At 61.5% G+C, this 18,794-nt stretch carries 16 protein-coding genes; 3 read left to right on the forward strand and 13 right to left on the reverse strand.

Annotation, left to right across the window (positions count from 1 at the left end; all coding sequences use genetic code 11):
- Nucleotides 1-86 precede the first annotated feature (86 nt).
- The 3 genes from LNV06_RS17300 to LNV06_RS17310 all read right to left on the reverse strand — a co-directional run bounded on the left by LNV06_RS17300 (nt 87) and on the right by LNV06_RS17310 (nt 2,475).
- The gene (locus LNV06_RS17300; protein ID WP_263539544.1) at nt 87-638 is read right to left on the reverse strand and encodes a DUF998 domain-containing protein; all 552 of its coding nucleotides are present in this window, start codon (nt 636-638) and stop codon (nt 87-89) included.
- Nucleotides 639-1,313: 675 nt separating this feature from the next.
- The gene (locus LNV06_RS17305; protein WP_263539545.1) at nt 1,314-1,736 is read right to left on the reverse strand and encodes a DUF6326 family protein; all 423 of its coding nucleotides are present in this window, start codon (nt 1,734-1,736) and stop codon (nt 1,314-1,316) included.
- Nucleotides 1,737-1,929: 193 nt separating this feature from the next.
- Nucleotides 1,930-2,475: a hypothetical protein gene (locus LNV06_RS17310; protein ID WP_263539546.1), complete on the reverse strand. Its 546-nt coding sequence runs from the start codon at nt 2,473-2,475 to the stop codon at nt 1,930-1,932.
- A 236-nt stretch (nt 2,476-2,711) separates the two neighbouring features.
- Here LNV06_RS17310 and LNV06_RS17315 point away from each other — a divergent pair, with 236 nt between their 5' ends.
- Together LNV06_RS17315 and LNV06_RS17320 are read left to right on the forward strand one after the other, a co-directional pair.
- Complete coding sequence (locus LNV06_RS17315) at nt 2,712-4,622, forward strand: potassium transporter Kup (RefSeq protein ID WP_263539547.1); 1,911 nt, start codon at nt 2,712-2,714, stop codon at nt 4,620-4,622.
- A gap of 29 nt (nt 4,623-4,651) precedes the next feature.
- On the forward strand, nt 4,652-4,909 hold the full coding sequence (locus LNV06_RS17320) for a hypothetical protein (RefSeq protein WP_263539548.1): 258 nt from the start codon (nt 4,652-4,654) through the stop codon (nt 4,907-4,909).
- A gap of 6 nt (nt 4,910-4,915) precedes the next feature.
- Here the strand turns inward: LNV06_RS17320 and LNV06_RS17325 are convergent, their stop codons facing one another.
- The 7 genes from LNV06_RS17325 to LNV06_RS17355 form a co-directional block, all read right to left on the reverse strand.
- Nucleotides 4,916-5,923, reverse strand: a complete 1,008-nt coding sequence (locus LNV06_RS17325) for a diguanylate cyclase (protein WP_263539549.1) — start codon at nt 5,921-5,923, stop codon at nt 4,916-4,918.
- 38 nt (nt 5,924-5,961) lie between these two features.
- A complete protein-coding gene (locus tag LNV06_RS17330) occupies nt 5,962-6,384 on the reverse strand; it encodes a response regulator (protein WP_263539550.1) in 423 nt (140 codons plus the stop codon).
- Between the two features lie 200 nt (nt 6,385-6,584).
- Nucleotides 6,585-9,611 carry an ATP-binding protein gene (locus tag LNV06_RS17335; RefSeq protein ID WP_263539551.1) on the reverse strand — a complete coding sequence of 1,009 codons (3,027 nt, stop codon included), beginning with the start codon at nt 9,609-9,611 and terminating at the stop codon, nt 6,585-6,587.
- Nucleotides 9,612-9,652: 41 nt separating this feature from the next.
- Nucleotides 9,653-12,022, reverse strand: a complete 2,370-nt coding sequence (locus LNV06_RS17340; protein WP_263539552.1) for a sensor histidine kinase — start codon at nt 12,020-12,022, stop codon at nt 9,653-9,655.
- A 27-nt stretch (nt 12,023-12,049) separates the two neighbouring features.
- Nucleotides 12,050-12,832, reverse strand: a complete 783-nt coding sequence (locus LNV06_RS17345) for a substrate-binding periplasmic protein (protein ID WP_263539553.1) — start codon at nt 12,830-12,832, stop codon at nt 12,050-12,052.
- Nucleotides 12,833-12,891: 59 nt separating this feature from the next.
- Complete coding sequence (locus LNV06_RS17350; RefSeq protein ID WP_263539554.1) at nt 12,892-13,641, reverse strand: substrate-binding periplasmic protein; 750 nt, start codon at nt 13,639-13,641, stop codon at nt 12,892-12,894.
- 154 nt (nt 13,642-13,795) lie between these two features.
- Nucleotides 13,796-14,314 (reverse strand): flavin reductase family protein, encoded by a 519-nt coding sequence (locus tag LNV06_RS17355; protein WP_263539555.1) that lies wholly within the window; start codon nt 14,312-14,314, stop codon nt 13,796-13,798.
- A 132-nt stretch (nt 14,315-14,446) separates the two neighbouring features.
- On the opposite strand from LNV06_RS17355, the gene LNV06_RS17360 reads away from it, so the two are divergent.
- Complete coding sequence (locus tag LNV06_RS17360) at nt 14,447-15,439, forward strand: M48 family metallopeptidase (RefSeq protein ID WP_263539556.1); 993 nt, start codon at nt 14,447-14,449, stop codon at nt 15,437-15,439.
- 19 nt (nt 15,440-15,458) lie between these two features.
- Here the strand turns inward: LNV06_RS17360 and LNV06_RS17365 are convergent, their stop codons facing one another.
- From LNV06_RS17365 to LNV06_RS17375, 3 genes are all read right to left on the reverse strand, one after another.
- Nucleotides 15,459-16,109, reverse strand: a complete 651-nt coding sequence (locus tag LNV06_RS17365) for a Crp/Fnr family transcriptional regulator (RefSeq protein WP_263539557.1) — start codon at nt 16,107-16,109, stop codon at nt 15,459-15,461.
- A 64-nt stretch (nt 16,110-16,173) separates the two neighbouring features.
- Complete coding sequence (locus LNV06_RS17370; RefSeq protein ID WP_263539558.1) at nt 16,174-16,830, reverse strand: helix-turn-helix transcriptional regulator; 657 nt, start codon at nt 16,828-16,830, stop codon at nt 16,174-16,176.
- A 237-nt stretch (nt 16,831-17,067) separates the two neighbouring features.
- Complete coding sequence (locus LNV06_RS17375) at nt 17,068-18,600, reverse strand: peptide MFS transporter (protein ID WP_263539559.1); 1,533 nt, start codon at nt 18,598-18,600, stop codon at nt 17,068-17,070.
- Between the last annotated feature and the right edge of the window lie 194 nt (nt 18,601-18,794).

Raw genomic sequence — 18,794 nt, forward strand, 5'->3', positions numbered from 1 at the left:
ACCTTGCGTGTTCAGGAGCGGAGCGATTCGTGCGTGGCGGATCGCTTCCTCGTAGCCCAGTTCAGCCTCTGCTTGGCCTAGCCCTCCTACTGAAGCCGCAAAATTCCATAGAGCAAGGCCAGGAACAAAACGGTTTCAGCCAGCCGCTGAACGAGACCGCGCAGAGACTTGGCGGGAAGCACCGTCAACAAGGCTGCGGCAATGAGCACGATCACACCTGCAACGCTGAACGGGGCTCCATGAACTTCAGCCAGATTCAGCAAGGCATACCCGCCGCCGAGGTACTCCATAGCGCCGCCGGCCTTGTGCACCGCTTGGCGCGCCGATCCTGAGATCGGAGAACCCCTATCGCAGGGGAAAAGGGCCGCCAGGATATAGCCCGCCGCTACCGCGCCAGCGAGCGCCGCAAGCGCTTCATGGCGTGACATGAGAAACGCAGCCGCAAGCCCCAAGGCGAGGCCTACAGGCAGGAAGAGGCCCAAGGCGACAAAGCGCTGATCAGGTGCAGAGACTTCCCCAAGTTCACTGATCGTATGCAGCCCATGCCGATATCCAGGCTTGCGTCGCGCAAGCACACCCATCATCACCGCGAGGTAAGCCGCCGCAAAGCTCACGAGCACAAGAATGAAGAGGGGCAAGTCTTTGTCCTGATGGGTAACCTACTAGCTACACGGAACTGAAGACTGGGCCGCCGGCCCGCTTGGAAGGTTTCATGGCATCCATCAAAACCCCGAGGTTTCGCGCGACGATTTCCGGCCGCGGCATTGGCCGCGACATTGGCCACCACGCGGCGCAAGCAAAAAGGCTGTCGCGCCAAGGCTTGGCAAGAGCAGCAAGGTGAGGAAGTCAGGTGCCTTCAAAATGGCCGAAGCCATGATGGCGCTGGCCCAGAGAATTCCCTGGGCCAAAAGATAGCTGCGCTTCATAGAGAAGTGTCCCTTCTGCTGTGTGCCGACTCCACGAGGCCCCTCTGATCTGCGCGGAGATCCCCAGTGTCTGCCTTCATCCCGCGCGTTCACGGCCACTTCGGGTGAACTGCGGATTGGGCCACATGAACAACCGCCTTCCGATCACCAGCGGTTGACCCTGCAAGTCTGAATTCACGAACCCAAGAGGCTGGCCTATCGCTGAAGACCTTAGAGGCGTGGTTCAACCATTGAGCTGCAGTGATCCGTCGAAAGACACCTACGGGCACCCAACCATGAGCACCGCCCGGTGCTCATAGGAATGGTTGGTCAAAGTGCACTTCAGCGGCCGGGAGCTCCTTCGCTCGAAACCCAGTCGCAACCCTCAGCGTCCGCCGCTCGACTGAGCTATGGATGTGGGACGCCGCATTTGGGCCATTTGAGTGCGACCCAGAAGATGGTGCCTGTGAGGCAAGTCTCGACCAGGGCGAAGAACTGATAGAAGTGCCAATCGACCCACACCACAAACGCAGCCATCATGAGAGTGAAGAACGCAGCGACCGCGAGGTTCAAGTAACGCACAGCGACGGGTGGCAACAACAGGCAAAGCGCAATCAGCACGCTCGGGATGGCCATGAGGACGGAAGGCCCCATGAGAGCGGTTTGCGTGACCGGCCCCAGCGGTTCCATTCGACCCGCGAGCATGGACTGAAGCTTGCCTGGCACATACAACTCAAAGTAGTCGCAGTACAGATAGCAAAAGGTCGCTGCGGTCCAAAGTGCGCTGAGCTTCAGCGGAGTGGGCGTGCGCGTGTTCTCGAGTTGACTCATGATTCACTGCCGGTCGCCGGCTGCAGTTGAGGTGCGGCAGAAGTGTCGCGGCAAACAGCCCTCGCGCCACCGAGTTGCGACGAAACGCATGTCGTGGCGGATGAACTGCAGGGTCGCCAGCAGCGCGTCTCGCCCATCGGTCCCGCCTCAGCTTCAAGAGGCAAAGCCAGGTCTGGACAAGCTTGCCCCTCACTTATTGCTGGGTCGCAGTGGCAGGCATAGGCAATGGCATAGGCTGAGGCGGCAACATCGCGACGCGAGCCGCCTGCACTTCCAGGCCTTGTGGGGTGGGACGCAAAACCCAAAAGGCTGAGAACTCGGCCAAGGCGCTCATGCTGCCATCGTCCTTGACGCGCCCGATGAGGGCGCGGCTGTCCATGGTGCAGAACTTGCCCATGCTCTTCACATGGCTGACGCTCATCTTGTGCTTCAAGTCTGCTGGCAAAGTCTGGAAGGACTGGGTGAAGAAGTCTTGCACCTGCTTTCGGTCGCTCAGGTGCACATGGTCGGCAGCAATGGCAAAGCTGGCATCGCTGGCGTACAGGGTGGCCAGTGCCGCGGCGTTGCGAGCATTCCAATAGACGTCAACTTTTTCTGCAAAGTCTTGCAAGGCCGCCTTGGAGATGTCGGTAGCACAGCCAGCGAAGACATCAGCGGGCGAAACATCGGCGGCCAACACAGGAGTGCTGAGCGCGCTTGAAAGCAGAGTTGACAGGAGGACGGTGCGAAGGAAAGTCATGCGTGAGCCTTTTGAAGAATCGCCGGAGCGAAGTGATTGAGGCCTCACGGTACTTTTCGCCGGCTTGACCCGCAAAGACTGTGCGACGAAGCAAGGTATGCGCCGACCGGCGGCGGAGCTGCCTCGGTGACCGAGAGCGCCTCAAGCCAGCGTCACAACCCAGGAGCCACGCATCCTTATGCCTTCCTGATACGCCCAGGCGCACAGTGCGGACATCTAAACCCACCGTTGAGATGATGTCCTCAGCCTCTCTAGCCTCCTCCCCCAACGGTCACCCGCAGCGCCAAACGTTGCCGGCGCTGACCTTGGGCGCCATCGGTGTCGTCTATGGCGATATCGGTACCAGCCCGCTCTACACCGTCAAGGAAATCTTCCTGCCCGCCACCGGCGTGGCGCTCAATGCCGCCAATTTGATCGGCGCGGTGTCGACCATCATCTGGGCGCTGATGCTGGTGGTGACGCTCAAATACGTGATCCTGATTCTGCGCGCCGACAACCGCGGCGAAGGTGGCGGACTGGCGCTCACCGCCCTGGCCGCCAAAGCAGTCGGCAGCGGCCGAGCACGCCTGCACAAGGGTTTGTTGCTGCTGGGCGTGTTCGGCGCCACGCTGTTCTATGGTGACAGCATCATCACCCCCGCCATCACGGTGATGGGCGCGGTGGAGGGGCTGGAGGTCATCACCCCCAGCTTCAAGCCCTATGTGCTGCCGATCTCGCTGGGCGTGCTGCTGGCGCTGTTTTTGGTGCAGCGCTTTGGCACGCACGCCATGGGCAAGGTCTTTGGCCCGGTGATCACGCTGTGGTTCCTGGTCTTGGCCGTCATCGGCGTGCACCATATCCAGCAGCAGCCGCAGGTCTTGGCGGCCTTGAATCCGCTGCATGCCTGGGAGTTCTTGATGGCGCGCGGCTGGCATGTGTTTGCCGCCGTCGGCGCCATCGTGCTGGCCCTGACCGGCGCGGAAGCGCTGTATGCCGATATGGGCCATTTCGGTGCCAAGCCCATCCGTCTGGCTTGGACCGCCCTGGTCATGCCCGCCTTGGCACTGAACTACATGGGCCAGGGCGCGCTCTTGATCGGCGACCCCACAGCGATCGAGAACCCCTTCTACCGACTCTTCCCCGAGCAATGGATGCTGCCCATGGTGGTGCTGGCCGCCATGGCCGCGGTGATTGCCTCGCAGGCGGTGATCTCGGGCGCCTACTCCATGACCAAGCAGGCCATCCAGCTCGGCTTCTTGCCGCGCATGACGGTGCGCTACACCTCGGCCAGCGAGGCCGGCCAAATCTATATGCCGGCGGTCAACTGGGCTTTGCTGGGCGGCGTGGTAGCGGCGGTGCTGCTGTTTGGCAGTTCCTCGGCCCTGGCCGGTGCCTATGGCATTGCGGTGACGCTGACCATGTTGATCACCACCGTGCTGACCTACTTTGTGGTGCGCGACGGCTGGCGTCTGCCGGCTTGGCTGGCGATCTCGGCGACGCTGTTCTTCCTGGCCTTGGATGTCTTGTTGGTGGCCGGTTGCGCACTCAAGTTTGTGGACGGCGGCTGGTTCCCACTGGCCTTTGCCCTGGGCCTTTTCATCATCATGAGCACCTGGTCGCGCGGCCGCGAATTGCTGATGGGCAGCATCCGCAGCGAAGGCTTGGAGCTGCAACCCTTTCTGGAGAACCTCAGCGACAGCGCCATGCCCAACAAGGCCTTCCGCACCGCCGTCTATGCGGTGGCCAACCCCGACACCGTGCCGCAGGCCTTGTTGCATAACCTGAAACACAATCAGGTCCTGCATGAGACCAATGTGATCCTGACCGTGGTCTTCCATGACCGCCCCTGGGTGGACAGCAGCGAGCGCGTCGAGCTGAAACAGCTGCCGGGCAGCTTCTGGCGCGTCACCCTGCATTTCGGCTTCATGGACCAACCCGATGTGCCCAAGGCGCTGGCCCTGTGCGAAGCCAAGGGCTTGCGCATCCCCGTTTTTGAAACCAGTTACTTCCTCAGCCGCGAAACCGTGGTGCCAACCGAAGGCGAGGGCATGGCGAATTGGCGCGAACGCATGTTCGCCACCATGAGCCGCAACGCCGGCGGCGTGGCCGAGTTCTTCTGCCTGCCGGACAACGCGGTGGTGGAACTGGGCACGCGGGTGCAGATCTGAATCGCACCACACAAAAAGGAAAGGCGCTTATGTCCGAAGCAGACACTCCCAAGAAAGAGCTCTGGTTCCCAGCCAAGACCTATGGCTGGGGCTGGGGGCCACCGACTTGCTGGCAAGGCTGGCTGGTGCTGCTGAGCTTTTGCCTGGCCATCATCATCACGGCCATTCTGTTCTCGCCAGACGCGCACCCGATGGCCTTCTTCGCCAGCGTGACGCTGCTGTCGGGCCTCTTGATCGGCATTTGCTGGCTCAAGGGCGAGCCGCCGCGCTGGCGCTGGGGCAAATAGCGGCGCTCAGGCAGCGTTGCGCTCGCCCGCCACCGCGCGATTGCGGCCGCCTTGCTTGGCGGCGTACAGCGCCTTGTCGGCGCGGGCTTCCACCGCGGCAATCGTGTCGCCCGGCAGATAGGCCGCCACGCCCAGGCTGGCGGTGCATTCACCCACATGCGGGAAGCTGTGCTCCGCAATGCGCTGGCGCAAGATCTCGGCCATCTGATGCGCGCCGGACAGCTCGGTGTCGGGGCAGATGATCAGGAACTCTTCGCCGCCCCAGCGCCCCACCACATCGCTGCCGCGCACCCGCTGCTGCAACAAGAGCGCCAAACTGACCAAGACCTGGTCACCGGCGTGATGCCCAAAGGTGTCGTTGACGCGCTTGAAGCGATCGATATCGAGCAAGATCAGGGCAAAGCTGCGTGACTTGCGGCCCGCCGCGGCAAACTCGCGCTCCAGCACCCGATCCAGAAACAAGCGGTTGTAGAGCCGCGTCAAGCGGTCGGTCACCGAGAGCTGCTCCAACTCCAGGTTTTTCTCCACCAGCTCCTGGGTGCGCTGACTGACGGTTCGCTCCAGGTCTTCATTCATGCGGCTGAGTTCGCGCATATGGCGCTGCAACTCGGCATTCAGATGGTAGGTGTGCAGGGCCGCGTTCACGGTCAGCAGCACATCTTCGTTATGCCAGGGCTTCTCTAAGAAGCGGAACAGCCTCGCTTCATTGATGGCGCGCTTGACACCCTCCAGATTGCTCTGCCCGGTCAGCATGATGGTCTGCGCCTCGGGCATGCGCTGATGGACCCGCACCAGCAGCTCGTCGCCCTTCATGCCCGGCATGATGTAGTCGGCAATGATGAGGGCCAGTTGCTGGCCTTCGCGCTCCATTTCGTCGAGCAGGTCCAGCGCCTCGGCGCCGCTTTCCGCAATTTCAATCAGCTGCCCATGCTGCAGGTTCTTGCCGAGCAAGGAGCGCAGCGAGGTCAGCACCCCGCTGTCGTCGTCAACGCACAAAATCACCTCATTGGCCATCTCGCGTCACCTCCTGAAAACTTGCCTCCGAGCTGGTTTCAGCAGCGGTCCGGCAAGGGCCTGAGCAGCGCAAATTTCTCCAAGCCTGAGTCGATGCTGGCCAGCAAGACGTGCGAATCCCAGGGCTTGCCCAGCAGGCTGTGCAAACAACCCTGTTGGCGCATCCGGTCCACCGCAGCATCGCTGACCTGACCCGACAGCATCACCGTCACCACATAGGGGAATCGACGACGCGCCTGGATCAAAAACTCATCGCCCTTCATGCCGGGCATCTGAAAGTCCGAGATCACCACCAAAGGCACCAAGCCCTGGCCGCTGAGCTCATCCAGAATCTCCAGCCCCTCTTCGGCGCTTTCGGCGATCTCAATCAAATGCTGTTTGCCATAGGCCTTGCGCAACTGGTCGCGCAGCGCATTCAGCACGATCAACTCATCATCCACGCACAGCAATATGCCTTGCATCAATAACTCTCCCTAGAGTTGTTGTTGGGCCTCTTGCCTTGCCTGGACTGCTGCACCATCAGCAGCAGTCGAGATGTGATCGGCCCGGGGGATCGACGAATCTTTTCGTCCGTCGTTCTGCCCCAGTCGCATATTACGTTCGAGCACTCGGGCTCGGCATGTTTTTCACGCAATCCTAGGGTTACCCTGGTGCCCACCGCTCATGCCAAGGGGAGGCGAACCGAGAAGGTCGTGCCCACACCCATCTCGCTGCTCAGCTCGATCTGCCCCCGGTGCTTTTCAATGATCTTCTTGACGATGTTCAGCCCCAAGCCACTGCCCTCACCGACCGGCTTGGTGGTGAAAAAAGGATCGAACACCCGCGCGCGGATGGGCTCGGGAATACCGCAACCGTTGTCACCCACGCTCACCACCAAATCCTCGCCCTCGCGGCGGATGCCCAGGGTCAGGCGGCCATTTTTCGGCATGGCTTGCAAGGCGTTGTGGATGAGGTTGGTCCAGACCTGGTTCAGCTCATCGGGCAGGCAGGGCAAGGGCGGCAGATCGGCCTCATAACGGCGCACCAACTCACACCCCTGCTTGATTTGGTTCTGATAAATCGTCAGCACGGTTTCGATGTTCTCCACCAGGTCAATGGACTGCCATTCGCCGCTGCTGTCCACCCGCGAAAAACGCTTCAGCGCAAACACAATCTTGGCAACGCGCTCGACCGCAGTGTTGATATTGTTGGCGCTACGCACCACGGTGGAGACGCCTTGCACCGCCTGCAAAATTCGCTCACGTTGCGGATGTCGCAGCAGCGGCAACATGGCCTCCGGCAGCTCGCTCAAGCCCAACTGCGCCAGCAAGCTGGCCAGGCTGCGCGCCGGTATCAGGCCGGCCTGCTCCAGCGCCCGCGTCAAGGCCTTGACCACGGCGCGCTCCTCGCGCGAGCTCTGCAGCAAGCTGGCGCGGCTGGCTTGCTCAATCATGTCCACCAGCAAGGCCTGCATCGTCGGTTCCAGCGTCTGCAACAAGGCTGGCAGCGCCGCCAAGGTATCGGCCAGCACCTCCACAATGGTGGCGCCACTGGACTTGATCGCACCGATCGGCGTGTTGATCTCATGCGCCACATTGGCCACCAACTGGCCCAGCGAGGCCATCTTCTCCGACTGAATCAATTGCGCCTGCGACTCGGCATTGGCCAGAGCAATGGCCCCGTAGGCGCAGAGGGTCCGGAAGATGGCGATCTCGCGCTCGCCATAGGCGTGGGGTCGAGGAGATTGGATGGTCATCACGCCCAGCAGCCGCTCACCGGCAAGCAAGGGTGAGAACATCATGCTCAAGGTCACCGCTGTGCCTTCAACGCGGGCCCGCTCGGCGTCATCTTGCCCAAGATGGACGACGATTTCACGCCGTTCACGTGCACACAGCGGCACCCGACCGAGTGATGAATCGACACGGGTACTGCGGTGCGGCAGTGCAACGCCGTCCTCCACACCAAAGACGGTACGCAGGGTCTGCCCATCGGCCTCAAGACGAAAGACGACGAAAGAGAAAGCATCCAGCAGGGCGTGCACATGCCGATCCAGCGCCGCGATGACGGCCGAGGCCTCAAGGTTGGTGGTGATCTCCCGACCGATCGCACCCAATTGCTCCAAGGTGCCATTTGCCCGCTCCAGATTGGCCACGCGCTCGGCATGGGCCTGGGCCAGCAGGCGCTGCCGCTCGCCTTCATGGCGCAAGCTCTCGGTTTCAAAACGAACCTGCAACGCGATCGCCCGGTTGCTGGCTTCTTGGCTGTGAATGCGCTCGCGAGAACGGCCCGCCTCCAGGGCCAACTGATAGGCCTTCTGCAGGTCTCCCGTGCGCGCATATTCCGCAGCCGCTTCTTCCAGCAGTTCGACGGGCAAGATGAAGTCTGACATGCCTCGCGCCAAGGTAATCGCCTGCTGCAAATAGTGCAGGCCGGCATGACCGGCTTGTGCGCCGGGCGGCAATGGCAGCTGAAATTTCGCATGCAAGGCCGCCAAGCTACGCAAGCCATTCAAGCGCCACAGCGAATTGCCACTTTCGTCAGCCAGTTCAAACAGGCGCTGCAAATACTGCAAAGCCTCTTGCGGTCGATTCAAGCCCGCCAGGGCCTTAGCTTGCACGCCCAAAGCCACTGCCAAACTCTCGCGCATACCGATCTGCTGACAAGTGGCTATCGCATCCTGCGCCCAAGACAAGGCTGCGCTGTCGTCACCGATGTCTACAGCGAGAAGAGCCAAACTTGATTGGACATTGGCAAGACTGCCGGACACTTGAGCCACAGAGTTAGCCAGTTCTAGAGACTCCTGCAGCAGCGCTTGCGCCTCAGCATACCGACCAAGCAGCCTCAAGGAATTCGCCGTTACCTCCAAACCGCGGCCGATACGCGTGGGCCAGTGCCGTGCTCGCGCCAGAGCCAGTCCACGCTCCGCCCATTCAAGGCCCAGGCTTGAATCGTTCAAGAGCGTGAAGCCCGTGCTGGCATTGAAGGCCGCGATACAGGCCAGGCTGATTTGACCGCTCCTTTCTGCTAACGCAAAAACTCGCAAGAACAATCGCGCGGCGCCACCGGAATCTCCACCCATGCCCTTGACCAGGGCATGGGCCGCCAGCACCCAGCTTTGGGAGGTCGGATCACGAGGAAGCTCGTAATCCGGAAGCACAATTTGCAGGTCAAGCCTGGCCTGCTCCGTGTCACCAAAGGCAGCGTGAAACAGTGAGCAGGCCTTGGCTGAGTCGAGGCGAATCTGATCTCCAGTCTGCGAGTAATGAGCTTGGGCAGCCTGATTGCAAGCCTGCGCCCGCAGCGGTTGACCCCGTGCGAACCACAACATTTGCTCCAGCCACTTCACATCACCCAGGCCCAAGGCGTCACCCGCCTGCGAGAACCTGGCCTGGGCCTGCAGCAACTGGCGCTCTGCCGAAACCAGTTCGCCGGCCATCAGTCGGATCTCGGCTCGCAATAATTCAAGGCGCGCCTGCATGCTGTCTTGGGCTGCTGAACTCAGGCCCCAGTCCTGCGACGCGGATTCGGCGAGCAATGCTTGCCCCTGGTCAGCCGAGAGCAAAGCACGCTCGCAATCCCGTTGCCGCAACTGCCAAGCCAGAGCCAGCACGACCGGCAGCCGCTCTGCCGGTCCTTCGGCAGCACGCAGCGCAGCTTCCAGCTGCGCGACGGCCTCATCGGTGGCGAAGAATTCGGGCGTTGGAAGCATCGCAGTGACCACTCTCCTTACACAAGCTCTGGCCGCTGGGCTCAATACACCGTCACCGGATCTTTACCGGGCCAGCCTGCTTCCAAGGGCAGGTAGACCGAGAAGCTGCTGCCCACGCCCACAACGCTTTGCAGCTCGATGCGGCCGTGGTGCTTCTCGACAATCTTCTTCACGATGTCCAGCCCCAAGCCGCTGCCCTCGCCCACCGGTTTGGTGGTGAAGAAGGGGTCAAAGATGCGCCCAATCAATTCCTGCGGAATGCCGCAACCACTGTCGCTGATGATGACAATGGCGTAGTGCTCGTCACGCTCCAAGCGGATCTGCAGCACGCCTTTGTATTGCATGGCCTGCAAGGCGTTGTGGATCAGATTGGTCCAGACTTGGTTGAGCTCGTCCGGCAAGCAGGGAATGCGCGGCAGGTCTTGGTAGTGCCGCACCAACTCGATGCCACCGCGCAGCTTGCTCTGGTAGATGGTCAGCACCGTCTCCAGGCCTTCGCGCAGATCGGCGTCCACCACTTCCTCGGATTGGTCAAAGCGCGAATAGGACTTGAGCGCAAAAATGATCTTGGCGACCCGCTCCACCGCCATATTGATGTTCTCGGTGTTGCTGGCAATGGTGGACATGCTGTGCGCCGTGTCCAAAATCAGCTCCACCTGCGGGTGGCGCAACAGCGGCAGCAGCTCCTCCAAACGGTCTTGCGCTCGCAGTTGCACCAGCAGGGCCGATTTGTGGCGCGCGCCTTCGATGCCAGCAGCCTCCAGCGCTTGACTCAAGGCGCGTGCCTGAGCCCGCTCCTCGCTGGAACTGAGCAGGCCATGTGGTTGATTGACGCGGTGGATCAAGTCGACAAAGCGGGCTTGGTCTGCCTCGTCCAGCAACTGCAAGACTTGCGGCAGTTGCTCCAGCGTGTGGCGCAAGGCATCGGCGATATTGCGGCCGCTGGATTTGACGGCGCCAATCGGCGTGTTGATTTCATGCGCCACCCCGGCCACCAACTGGCCCAGAGCCGCCATTTTTTCAGACTGGATCAGCTGCCCTTGGGCTTGCTTGAGTTCCTCCAGGGCCCGCGCCGCCTGGCCGCGCGAGGCTTCCACACTGGCATAGGCCGAGGCATTGGCCAAGGCGATCGCCGCATAGGCCGCCGTGGAGCGCAGGATTTCCAGCTCGCGCTCTTGGAAGGCTTGCGGCCTGTGGCTCTGACAGATCACCACGCCGATGCGACGCCCGTTCGCCACCAGGGGGCGTAACAGCGCCGACAGCATCGGCGCGCTGGGCACCACGCCCTCGGGCGTGGGGGACTCGGCGGCCTCATCGGCAATCACCAGCTCACGGTCTTCCAAGAACGTGCGCACCGTCAGCCAGCGCGTGTCGTTCAACATAAAGCTGGAGGGCGGTGCCAGTGTTTCGTCTTCGACGTAGTAGATCAAGTCGAGCCGATCACCGCGCGCCGCCAGCATGGCCACACCAAAAGAGTCCAGCGGCAAGAGCTCCCGCAAATGCCGATGCAGAGCCACGCAGATGGCGTACACGTCGAGACTGGTCGTCAGCTCCTTACCGATATCGCCAATCTGACGCAAAACATCGGCCGATTGCGCCAGGGCTTGGTTGGCGGTGGAGAGTTCGGCCGTGCGTTCGCGCACCGCGTCGGCCAAGTGGTCGCGGTGCTCGGCCAGCGCGTTTTCATAACGCTGCTTTTGCTGCACATAGTCGCTCAGGCGGTCTTGCAAATGATTGACGCCGCCGACCAGCATGGCCAGCTCGTCGCGGTTCTTGGAAGATCGGTTCAAGGACAGATGCTCGCTCTTCTCCTCAGGCCGCAGCCGGCCCAAGTGCATGGCGATACGACGCACATGCACCGTGACCGCGCGGCTGAACAAGAACATGATGAAGCCTGCCAGCAGCAAGGACTGCAGCAGCTGAGTCAGCACGATCGCCTGCACCGAAGAGCGCAAAGAGGCCCAGAGTTCACGCTCATCGCCAATCAACAGCAACTCGCCCAAGGGCTCAATCGGTGCGCCAGGAAAGGCCTGATAGGTCAGCGGCAAGGTGCGCGATGGCGCGCGGCCAGCACCCTCCCAGCCGGGGCGGGTGAACTGCACCGAATCGGCCGGGCGGTTGGTGGCCTTGATGCGGACCTCGATATGCCCGATGGAGCGCACATTGCCCACGCTGCTCAAATGGGTCTGAATCGAGTCGCGGTCCATGTCCCACACCGCTTTGCGCAGCGTGCTTTGGTAGACCTTCTCGATCAGCTCCAATTCGCTGGTCATGGCGGCGAGGCCGCTTTGCCAGGCCAGCCAGGTGTGAACCGCGACCGCCGTGCAAGTGAACAAGAGACAAAAGCCCAAGGTGGCCAAGACCATGCGAGCGCCCAGGGACTGGTTGTGGCGGGCTAGGGGTTTGAACATCGCTCAAGTTTCCGGTGGCCGCTGGGCTCAGCTCGCAAGTGGCTCGGCTGCATCGCGGCTGCTGCCTTGCCACTTCCGGCGAATCTGCTCGTACTGGCCATTGCGCTTGATGGCCTCCAGTCCACGGCGGAACAGCTCGACTTGATCATCTGGCGTGGCCTGACCGAAAGCCATGTAGAAAGACACATTCAGCTCGGGCAAAGGCAGGGCGCGAACCAACAATCGCTGGGAGTCCTGCCCGGCCTGGCGGGCCAGGTGCCTGGCCATCACGTCGGCGGTGATCCACAAATCCACTCGGCGCTGACGCAGCTTCTCAAGGTTCAACTCATTGCGCGAGCCTGACTGCAAATGCCGGCCTTTGACGAAGCCTCGCTCCTCCAAGAACTGCTCGGCCACATCGGCGTTCACCGTCGCGGTTTGCAGCTGCAAAGCGTCCGAGAGCTGGTTCAGCTTCAGCCCTCGACTGGCCAGGGCAAACAAGCTGTAGTCGGCCTGGGTCAACAAGCCCACCCACTTGAACAGATGCTCGCGCTGATCGGTGCGGGCAATCGAGTAAATCAAAACATGGCTGCTGTGCTGAGCCACGTCATAAGCGCGCGCCCAAGGCAAGGTTTCGATCGGCACATGGAGCTGCAGCTCCTTCAAGACCGCCTGCACCAGCTCCGTGCACAAGCCCATGGGCGTGCCGTTCTCGGTGTAATTGAAGGGCGGCGCCTCCTCGCTCACGATGCGCAAAGCCGGGGCTGCCCGGCCCGGCCCCGCCGCCAAAGCCAGGCCGGCCAACATCAACTGCCGCCTATCGCTGCGCATCGATCTGCCTCCTCATCATGCCCGGCCCAGCTCAGGCTCGTTCTTCTTGCCCGGCCACATCAAAGCTTGGCCTTGCCACTGGCCTTGACCTTTTCAAAGCCGCGCCGCACACGCTCAACGGTTTCATCCGGCGTGCTCAGGCTGAAGGCGGCGTACAAAGTAGAGGACAGTTCTTCAATGCGGTGGACCCGCTCGACCTGGGCGCAGTCCACGCTCAGTTGCTTGCAGTAGCTGTTGACATCGGTTTCGGTCATGACGACCAGATCGACGCGCTGACTCAGCAGCTGGCGAAAGTTGTCGAGGGACTGCGGCTCGACCAAGAGCTTGGTAAAGCCCTTGCGGCTCAAAAACTGATGCCGAAAGTCGTCTCTGGAGACCCCGATTCTGTATGCCTGCGCATCGCCGAATCGTTGCAACTGGATGTCCTGACGCGATTTCAAACGGTAAAAATCAAACTCCAGGCGCAGCATCTCGCCCACCCATTTGAAGCGGCTCTCGCGCTCCGGTGTGCGAGCAATCAAGTAGATCAGCACATTGGCTTGTTTGAGGGCCAGGTCGTAGGCGCGTGCCCAGGGGTAGAGCTTGATGTCATAGGCTTCGACCCCGGAAGCGCTCATCACCCGCTCCAGTATCTCGGTGGCCGGCCCGGCCACCTTGCCGCCTTCGGCGTAAACATAGGGGCTGGTCTCGGTGACCAGATGGACGGTTGCACCAGCGTCGGTCGCGCTGGATGACTGCGCCCAGGCGCCTGTGCAAGTAAAGGCGCAGGCGCTCAGCAACACCAGCGCAGCGCTTTGAAGCCAGCTCACGGACATCCCCTGCCCCCTTTTCGTCAACTGGGGCTTGGCACGTCGATAAGCCCAAGCACCCAAGGTCGGGGCCATCTTAGCGAAGTGGAGGCAAGGCGCAATGGCCTTGCTGGGGCCATAGGGTCAGGTTTTGCCTGGGGTGCGCCTGCTGGGCTTACAAAGGCAGCTCGGTGTAATAGCGTCCACCGTGAAAGATCAAGGGCTGCGCGCCCTCACGCCAGCTGCAGGCCTCTACTTCACCGACAAAGATGACATGGTCGCCTTCTTCGTACTGACTGCGATTGGCGCATTCAAACACCGCCGCCACGCCGTCCAAGACAGGCGCGCCACCCGCGCCCTCTTGCCAGGCCACACCGGCGAAGCGATCGATATCGCGTGTGGCAAAGCGTTGTGCCAGCGCTTTTTGATCGGCGGCCAGAATGTTGATAGCGTAATGTGAGCCGCGGCTGAAGACCGGCATCGACCCAGCCTTTTGACCCAAGCTCCACAAGACCAGCTGTGGATTGAGCGACACCGAATTGAAGGAATTGGCCGTCAAGCCCACCAAGCTGCCATCCGGCGCACGCGCGGTGACGATGGTCACCCCGGTGGCGAACATGCCCAAGGCCTGGCGGAAACGCTGGCTGTCTTGGGCTGAAGAAACGGGAACGGCAGGGGCGGAAGAATTCGGCATGCGGCATTGTCAGTCAAAGCCAATGTCGGCACAGGCTGCGGGGGCAAGACGCCGCCCGCCAGAAAGGCTTTCATCATCTGGCCTCAGAATAGCGGGACACGTTTTGAAGCGCGCTTTTTTTGTTTCCTCGCCATGCATCCAGATTCTTTTGCCTACCCAAGCGCCTGTTCGGCCAATGAGCCAGCCTTCGCGCACGATGGCGGCTTTGGCCGCTGTCTTTGCTGCCAAGCGCCGCAAGCCAAGGCCAGCACGGGCGGCTTCAAATCCTCGCGTCGACTGTTCACCGGCTTGCTCGGCGCCGTCGCTTTAGGCCCGGCGATGGTGCCCGCCTGGGGCCGTGAAGGCGTGGAAGTCGGCAAGACCAGCATGCTGGCGCAGTTCGTCTCGCCCGAAGGCATTGAACGCTCCGGCGCCCAGAACTATGCGGCCATGATGCAAAAAGCCCAGCAGCAAGGTGCGCTGGCGCCGGCCAAGCATCCGCAGCTGATCCGCCTGCGCAGCATTGCCGAGCGCATCATTCCGCATGCGCTGGCCTGGAATCCACGCGCCAAACAATGGCGTTGGGAGGTCAATCTGATTGCCGACCCGCAGCTGAACGCCTTTTGCATGCCGGGCGGCAAGATTGCTTTCTTCTACGGCATTCTCGAAAAGCTCAAGCTGAGCGACGACGAGGTCGCCACCATCATGGGGCACGAGGTGGCCCATGCGCTGCGCGAACATGCCCGCGAGCGTCTGGCCAAGACCAATGCCACCCGCTTGGGCGCTGGCGCCCTGTCCAGCCTGCTGGGCCTGGGCAATGTGGGCGACGCGGTGTTGAATATGAGCGGGCAACTGCTCACCCTCACTTTCAGTCGCGAAGATGAAAGCGAGGCTGATTTGGTCGGCATGGAGTTGGCCGCTCGTGCCGGCTACGACCCGGCGGCCGGCATCAGCCTGTGGCAGAAGATGGGGGCGGCCTCCAAGGGCGCGCCTCCGCAATGGCTATCCACCCACCCCGCCGGCAAGACCCGCATCCAAGACATTCAGGCCAATCTGCCCAAGGTCGAAGGGCTCTATGCCCGCGCCGAAAAACCCTCGCAGCGCTTTGATCCAGCGCCGCCCCTGCCCGTGCGCCGTAGCAGTTAGGTTTATCGCTGCCGGCGAATCACCAACGTGCCGGCAGCGACTTGAGCCGCTGATAACGACCGTTAGCCACGCGCACCAAATAGCCGCCCAGCTCCAAGTCTTTGACCAGCTTGGAGACCATTTCGCGCGAACAACCCAGCCGCTGGGCCATGGCCTGATGGGTCAAGAGGATGTCGGCGCCCGCTTCGGACGCGGTTTCTAACAGCGAGCGCAAGCGGCCATAGACATCGTTCAAGGCCAGTTGTTTGGTCGACAAGGTGGCCGCGCGGGCGCGCCGAATCACCTTGGTCAAGAGCTCGAAGGCAAACTCTGGGTGTTCGGCGATATGAGCCAGCAAGCTGCTGCGGGCCAGCATCACGCAGCGCGAGGCTTCTTCGGTGATGACGCTGGCGGAGCGCGCACCGCCGTCCAAACTCATTTCGCCCACGTACTCACCGGCGCCGTAAATCCCGTAAGTGACCTCACGGCCGCGGGCATCGCAGCCATAGACCCGCAAGCTGCCGGACAGCACCAAGTACAAGCAGTCGCCCTGCGTGCCTTCTTCGATCAGGACAGTGCCACGCCGATAGCTGCGCGCGATGCCACGTTCGGCCAAGAGACGCAGTTGCTGCGGCAAGGCAGCCAAGTCGGGATCGGTCGCAAGTACTGTGACGGGAGTTTCGGTATCCATTCAGGCGCAGTCTGCCACTGTGGGCAAGGATCAAAAGCTTGAATGGTACGAGAGCGTTTGTGACTTAGGGCGGTGTCAACGCGACTTTATTGACGACCCCCTCCATTCGGAGGGTAGAAACTAGGGGTGGCAGCTTGGCCAGCTGATGTAGTAGCTCGGCGATGCTGTCGGCGCCGGACTTGGCTCGTATGCTTTGAATCTGCGTCCGCACCGTAGAAATGGCCACCCCTTGCTGCTCAGCGACAAAGTTAGGCCTAACGCCAGCACTCAGCGCCTTCAAGACGGCGGTCTCGCTCGGCGTCAGCCCATGTTGGAGGGCGAACCACTGCGCCGCCAACTCACCGCACAACTCGCGCCGCTCCAGAATCAAGAGAACCGCCGCCTTGCTGACATCACGATTGAGCGGCACCACCACTACATTGATGGCGGCGTCGCCCTCACCCACGCGCAAAAGGCAACGTCGGCCTTGCGCCTCTGCCGAGCGCATCGCTTCCGCCAAAGGGGCGGCGTCCTCAGGCCGACGGCAACGCAGTTGATTGCCGCTGAGTTCCAGCGGATGGCCCGCCCCCAACTCGCGCCGCGCCAGCAGATTGCAGTGCAAGACACGGCCGGCATGGTTCAAGAGCAGCACGCCGAAGTCCAGTTCATCCAGCACCAGGCTCATCCAATGCCGACTCAAAGACTCGGCCTGCCGACGCTCGATCGGACCGCTCAGGTTCACTGTTACGTCGTCAGTTGGTAGCGCAGAGGGCCGCATCTCGAGTCTCCTTGCAAGGCGCAAAAAACCGCGCTCGCGAAGCGTAGTCAAAGCCCGCCTGCCAGGGTCGTGAATTCTGTTCAGCTTTCTTGTGAAAATTTCACAAGAAGTTTGCCTAAAGCTATTTGTCTTGGACAGAACAAAAAAGGCCCTGCATTGCAGGGCCTTGATCGCAGCTTTGAGCGCTTGAATTGCTGTCGCTCAATGCACGCCGTGCATCTTTTTCTTCATCCAAGGCGAGAGCGCCATCAGCACCAAACCGGCAGAGGCCGGGATCACGGTGAAGATCAGGAAGAAGGTGGACATCGAATACGTCGAAGAGATGTAGTCGATGTAGGCGCCGGTCTTGCCGCCGATGAAGTTGGCGATGGCCGAGTTCAGGAACCAAACACCGAACATTAGGCCCAGCAGGCGCGCAGGCGCAAGCTTGGAGATGTAGGACAGGCCCACCGGCGACACGCACAACTCACCCATGGTGTGCAGCAGATAGGCCAAGCACAGGAAGAGCATGCTGACCTGGGCGGTCTTGGCGCCCGAAGGAATGCCCGCCGCGCCGAAAGCCAGGGCGGCAAAGCCCAGACCCAGCAGCACCAAGCCGACGCCGAACTTGACCGGGCCACTCGGGTTCCAGTGCTTCTCCCAGAGCTTGGAAAAGGCCGGCGCCAAGATCACGATGAAGAAGGAGTTCAGCACGCCAAACCAGGTGGCCGGCACTTCGCTTTGGTCCATGGCGAACTCGCGGCCCAGCATCCAGATCACCAAGCCCCAGATCAGGGCGAAGGCCAGCACCAGCAGCAAATTACCCAACCACAGGCTCTTGCCGGTGGCGCGGTGCAGTTGGAACAGCAACCAGCTCAGCACGGCCGCCGGGATCACCGTCATCAACGAATTGATGACCTTGAAGACCAGGCCGCTGGTGCCGACCAGGGTACGGTCGGTGTAGTCGGCCGCGAAAATGGTCATGGAGCCACCGGCCTGCTCGAAGGCGAACCAGAAGAAGATGGTGAAGAAAGCGAACACAAAGACGGCCTTCAGGCGATCGGCCACCACATGGGCTGGCGTGTCGTCAACGGCCTGGGCAGCAGCGGTCTTTTCCTTGCTCGGCGCGGTGCCAATGTCGCCAAACACCTTCTGGCTGAAAAAGAACTGCAGGGCGCCCAGAATCATGAAGACACCGGCCAGACCAAAGCCCAGATTCCAAGACACCTTTTCACCGATATAGCCGCACAGCGAGATGCCGAAGAAGGCCCCGGCGTTCACGCCCATATAGAACAAGGTGTAGCCGCCGTCACGGCCGCCTTCGTTTTCTTTGTTGTAGAGCTGGCCGACGATGGCCGAAATGTTCGGCTTGAACATGCCGGTGCCGGCAATCACCAGAGCCAAGCCCAGGTAGAACGAAGGAATGGTCTCCAGGAACAGCGAGATGTGGCCGGCGGCGATGATGAACCCACCCAGCAGAACTGCGCGACGCGTGCCCAAGAAACGGTCAGCCAGGTAGCCGCCCAAGATGGGGGTGAAGTACACCAGCATGGTGTACCAGGCGTACAGCGAGGTGGCGTCAGCGCGGCTCCAGCCCCAGCCGCCTTTGGCGGTTTCTGAGATCAGGAAGAGCACCAACAAGGCGCGCATGCCGTAGTAAGAAAAGCGTTCCCACATCTCTGTGAAGAACAGGACAAACAGGCTGTTCGGGTGGCCGAGGATGGTGTTGGGCCCCGAGGTTTGAATTTTGTTCAAACGACTCTCCGTGATCTGACTTGTTGGATGAATGCCCTTGCGCCTTGCTTCCCTCAAGCCCGCCACAAAGGACAAGCCGCCAAGAGGGGTACTCCGGCGGCTGCGGGCCGTATTGTCACCGGCCAGGCCGGCGGGCCTTGTTCGGGTTCCCACCAGTGCCATTCGAACCGACGGGTGCCATTCGTCATACCCTG

The organism is Paucibacter sp. Y2R2-4 (genome assembly GCF_025717535.1).
GTDB lineage: Bacteria > Pseudomonadota > Gammaproteobacteria > Burkholderiales > Burkholderiaceae_C > Paucibacter_A.

Coding starts and splice junctions, on each gene's coding strand:
- LNV06_RS17335 (WP_263539551.1), bottom strand. CDS start 9,611: ATGCTTCCAACGCCCGAATTCTTCGCCACCGATGAGGCCGTCGCGCAG.
- LNV06_RS17340 (WP_263539552.1), bottom strand. CDS start 12,022: ATGTTCAAACCCCTAGCCCGCCACAACCAGTCCCTGGGCGCTCGCATG.
- LNV06_RS17365 (WP_263539557.1), bottom strand. CDS start 16,109: ATGGATACCGAAACTCCCGTCACAGTACTTGCGACCGATCCCGACTTG.
- LNV06_RS17330 (WP_263539550.1), bottom strand. CDS start 6,384: ATGCAAGGCATATTGCTGTGCGTGGATGATGAGTTGATCGTGCTGAAT.
- LNV06_RS17320 (WP_263539548.1), top strand. CDS start 4,652: ATGTCCGAAGCAGACACTCCCAAGAAAGAGCTCTGGTTCCCAGCCAAG.
- LNV06_RS17315 (WP_263539547.1), top strand. CDS start 2,712: ATGTCCTCAGCCTCTCTAGCCTCCTCCCCCAACGGTCACCCGCAGCGC.
- LNV06_RS17345 (WP_263539553.1), bottom strand. CDS start 12,832: ATGCGCAGCGATAGGCGGCAGTTGATGTTGGCCGGCCTGGCTTTGGCG.
- LNV06_RS17360 (WP_263539556.1), top strand. CDS start 14,447: ATGCATCCAGATTCTTTTGCCTACCCAAGCGCCTGTTCGGCCAATGAG.
- LNV06_RS17305 (WP_263539545.1), bottom strand. CDS start 1,736: ATGAGTCAACTCGAGAACACGCGCACGCCCACTCCGCTGAAGCTCAGC.
- LNV06_RS17310 (WP_263539546.1), bottom strand. CDS start 2,475: ATGACTTTCCTTCGCACCGTCCTCCTGTCAACTCTGCTTTCAAGCGCG.
- LNV06_RS17355 (WP_263539555.1), bottom strand. CDS start 14,314: ATGCCGAATTCTTCCGCCCCTGCCGTTCCCGTTTCTTCAGCCCAAGAC.
- LNV06_RS17325 (WP_263539549.1), bottom strand. CDS start 5,923: ATGGCCAATGAGGTGATTTTGTGCGTTGACGACGACAGCGGGGTGCTG.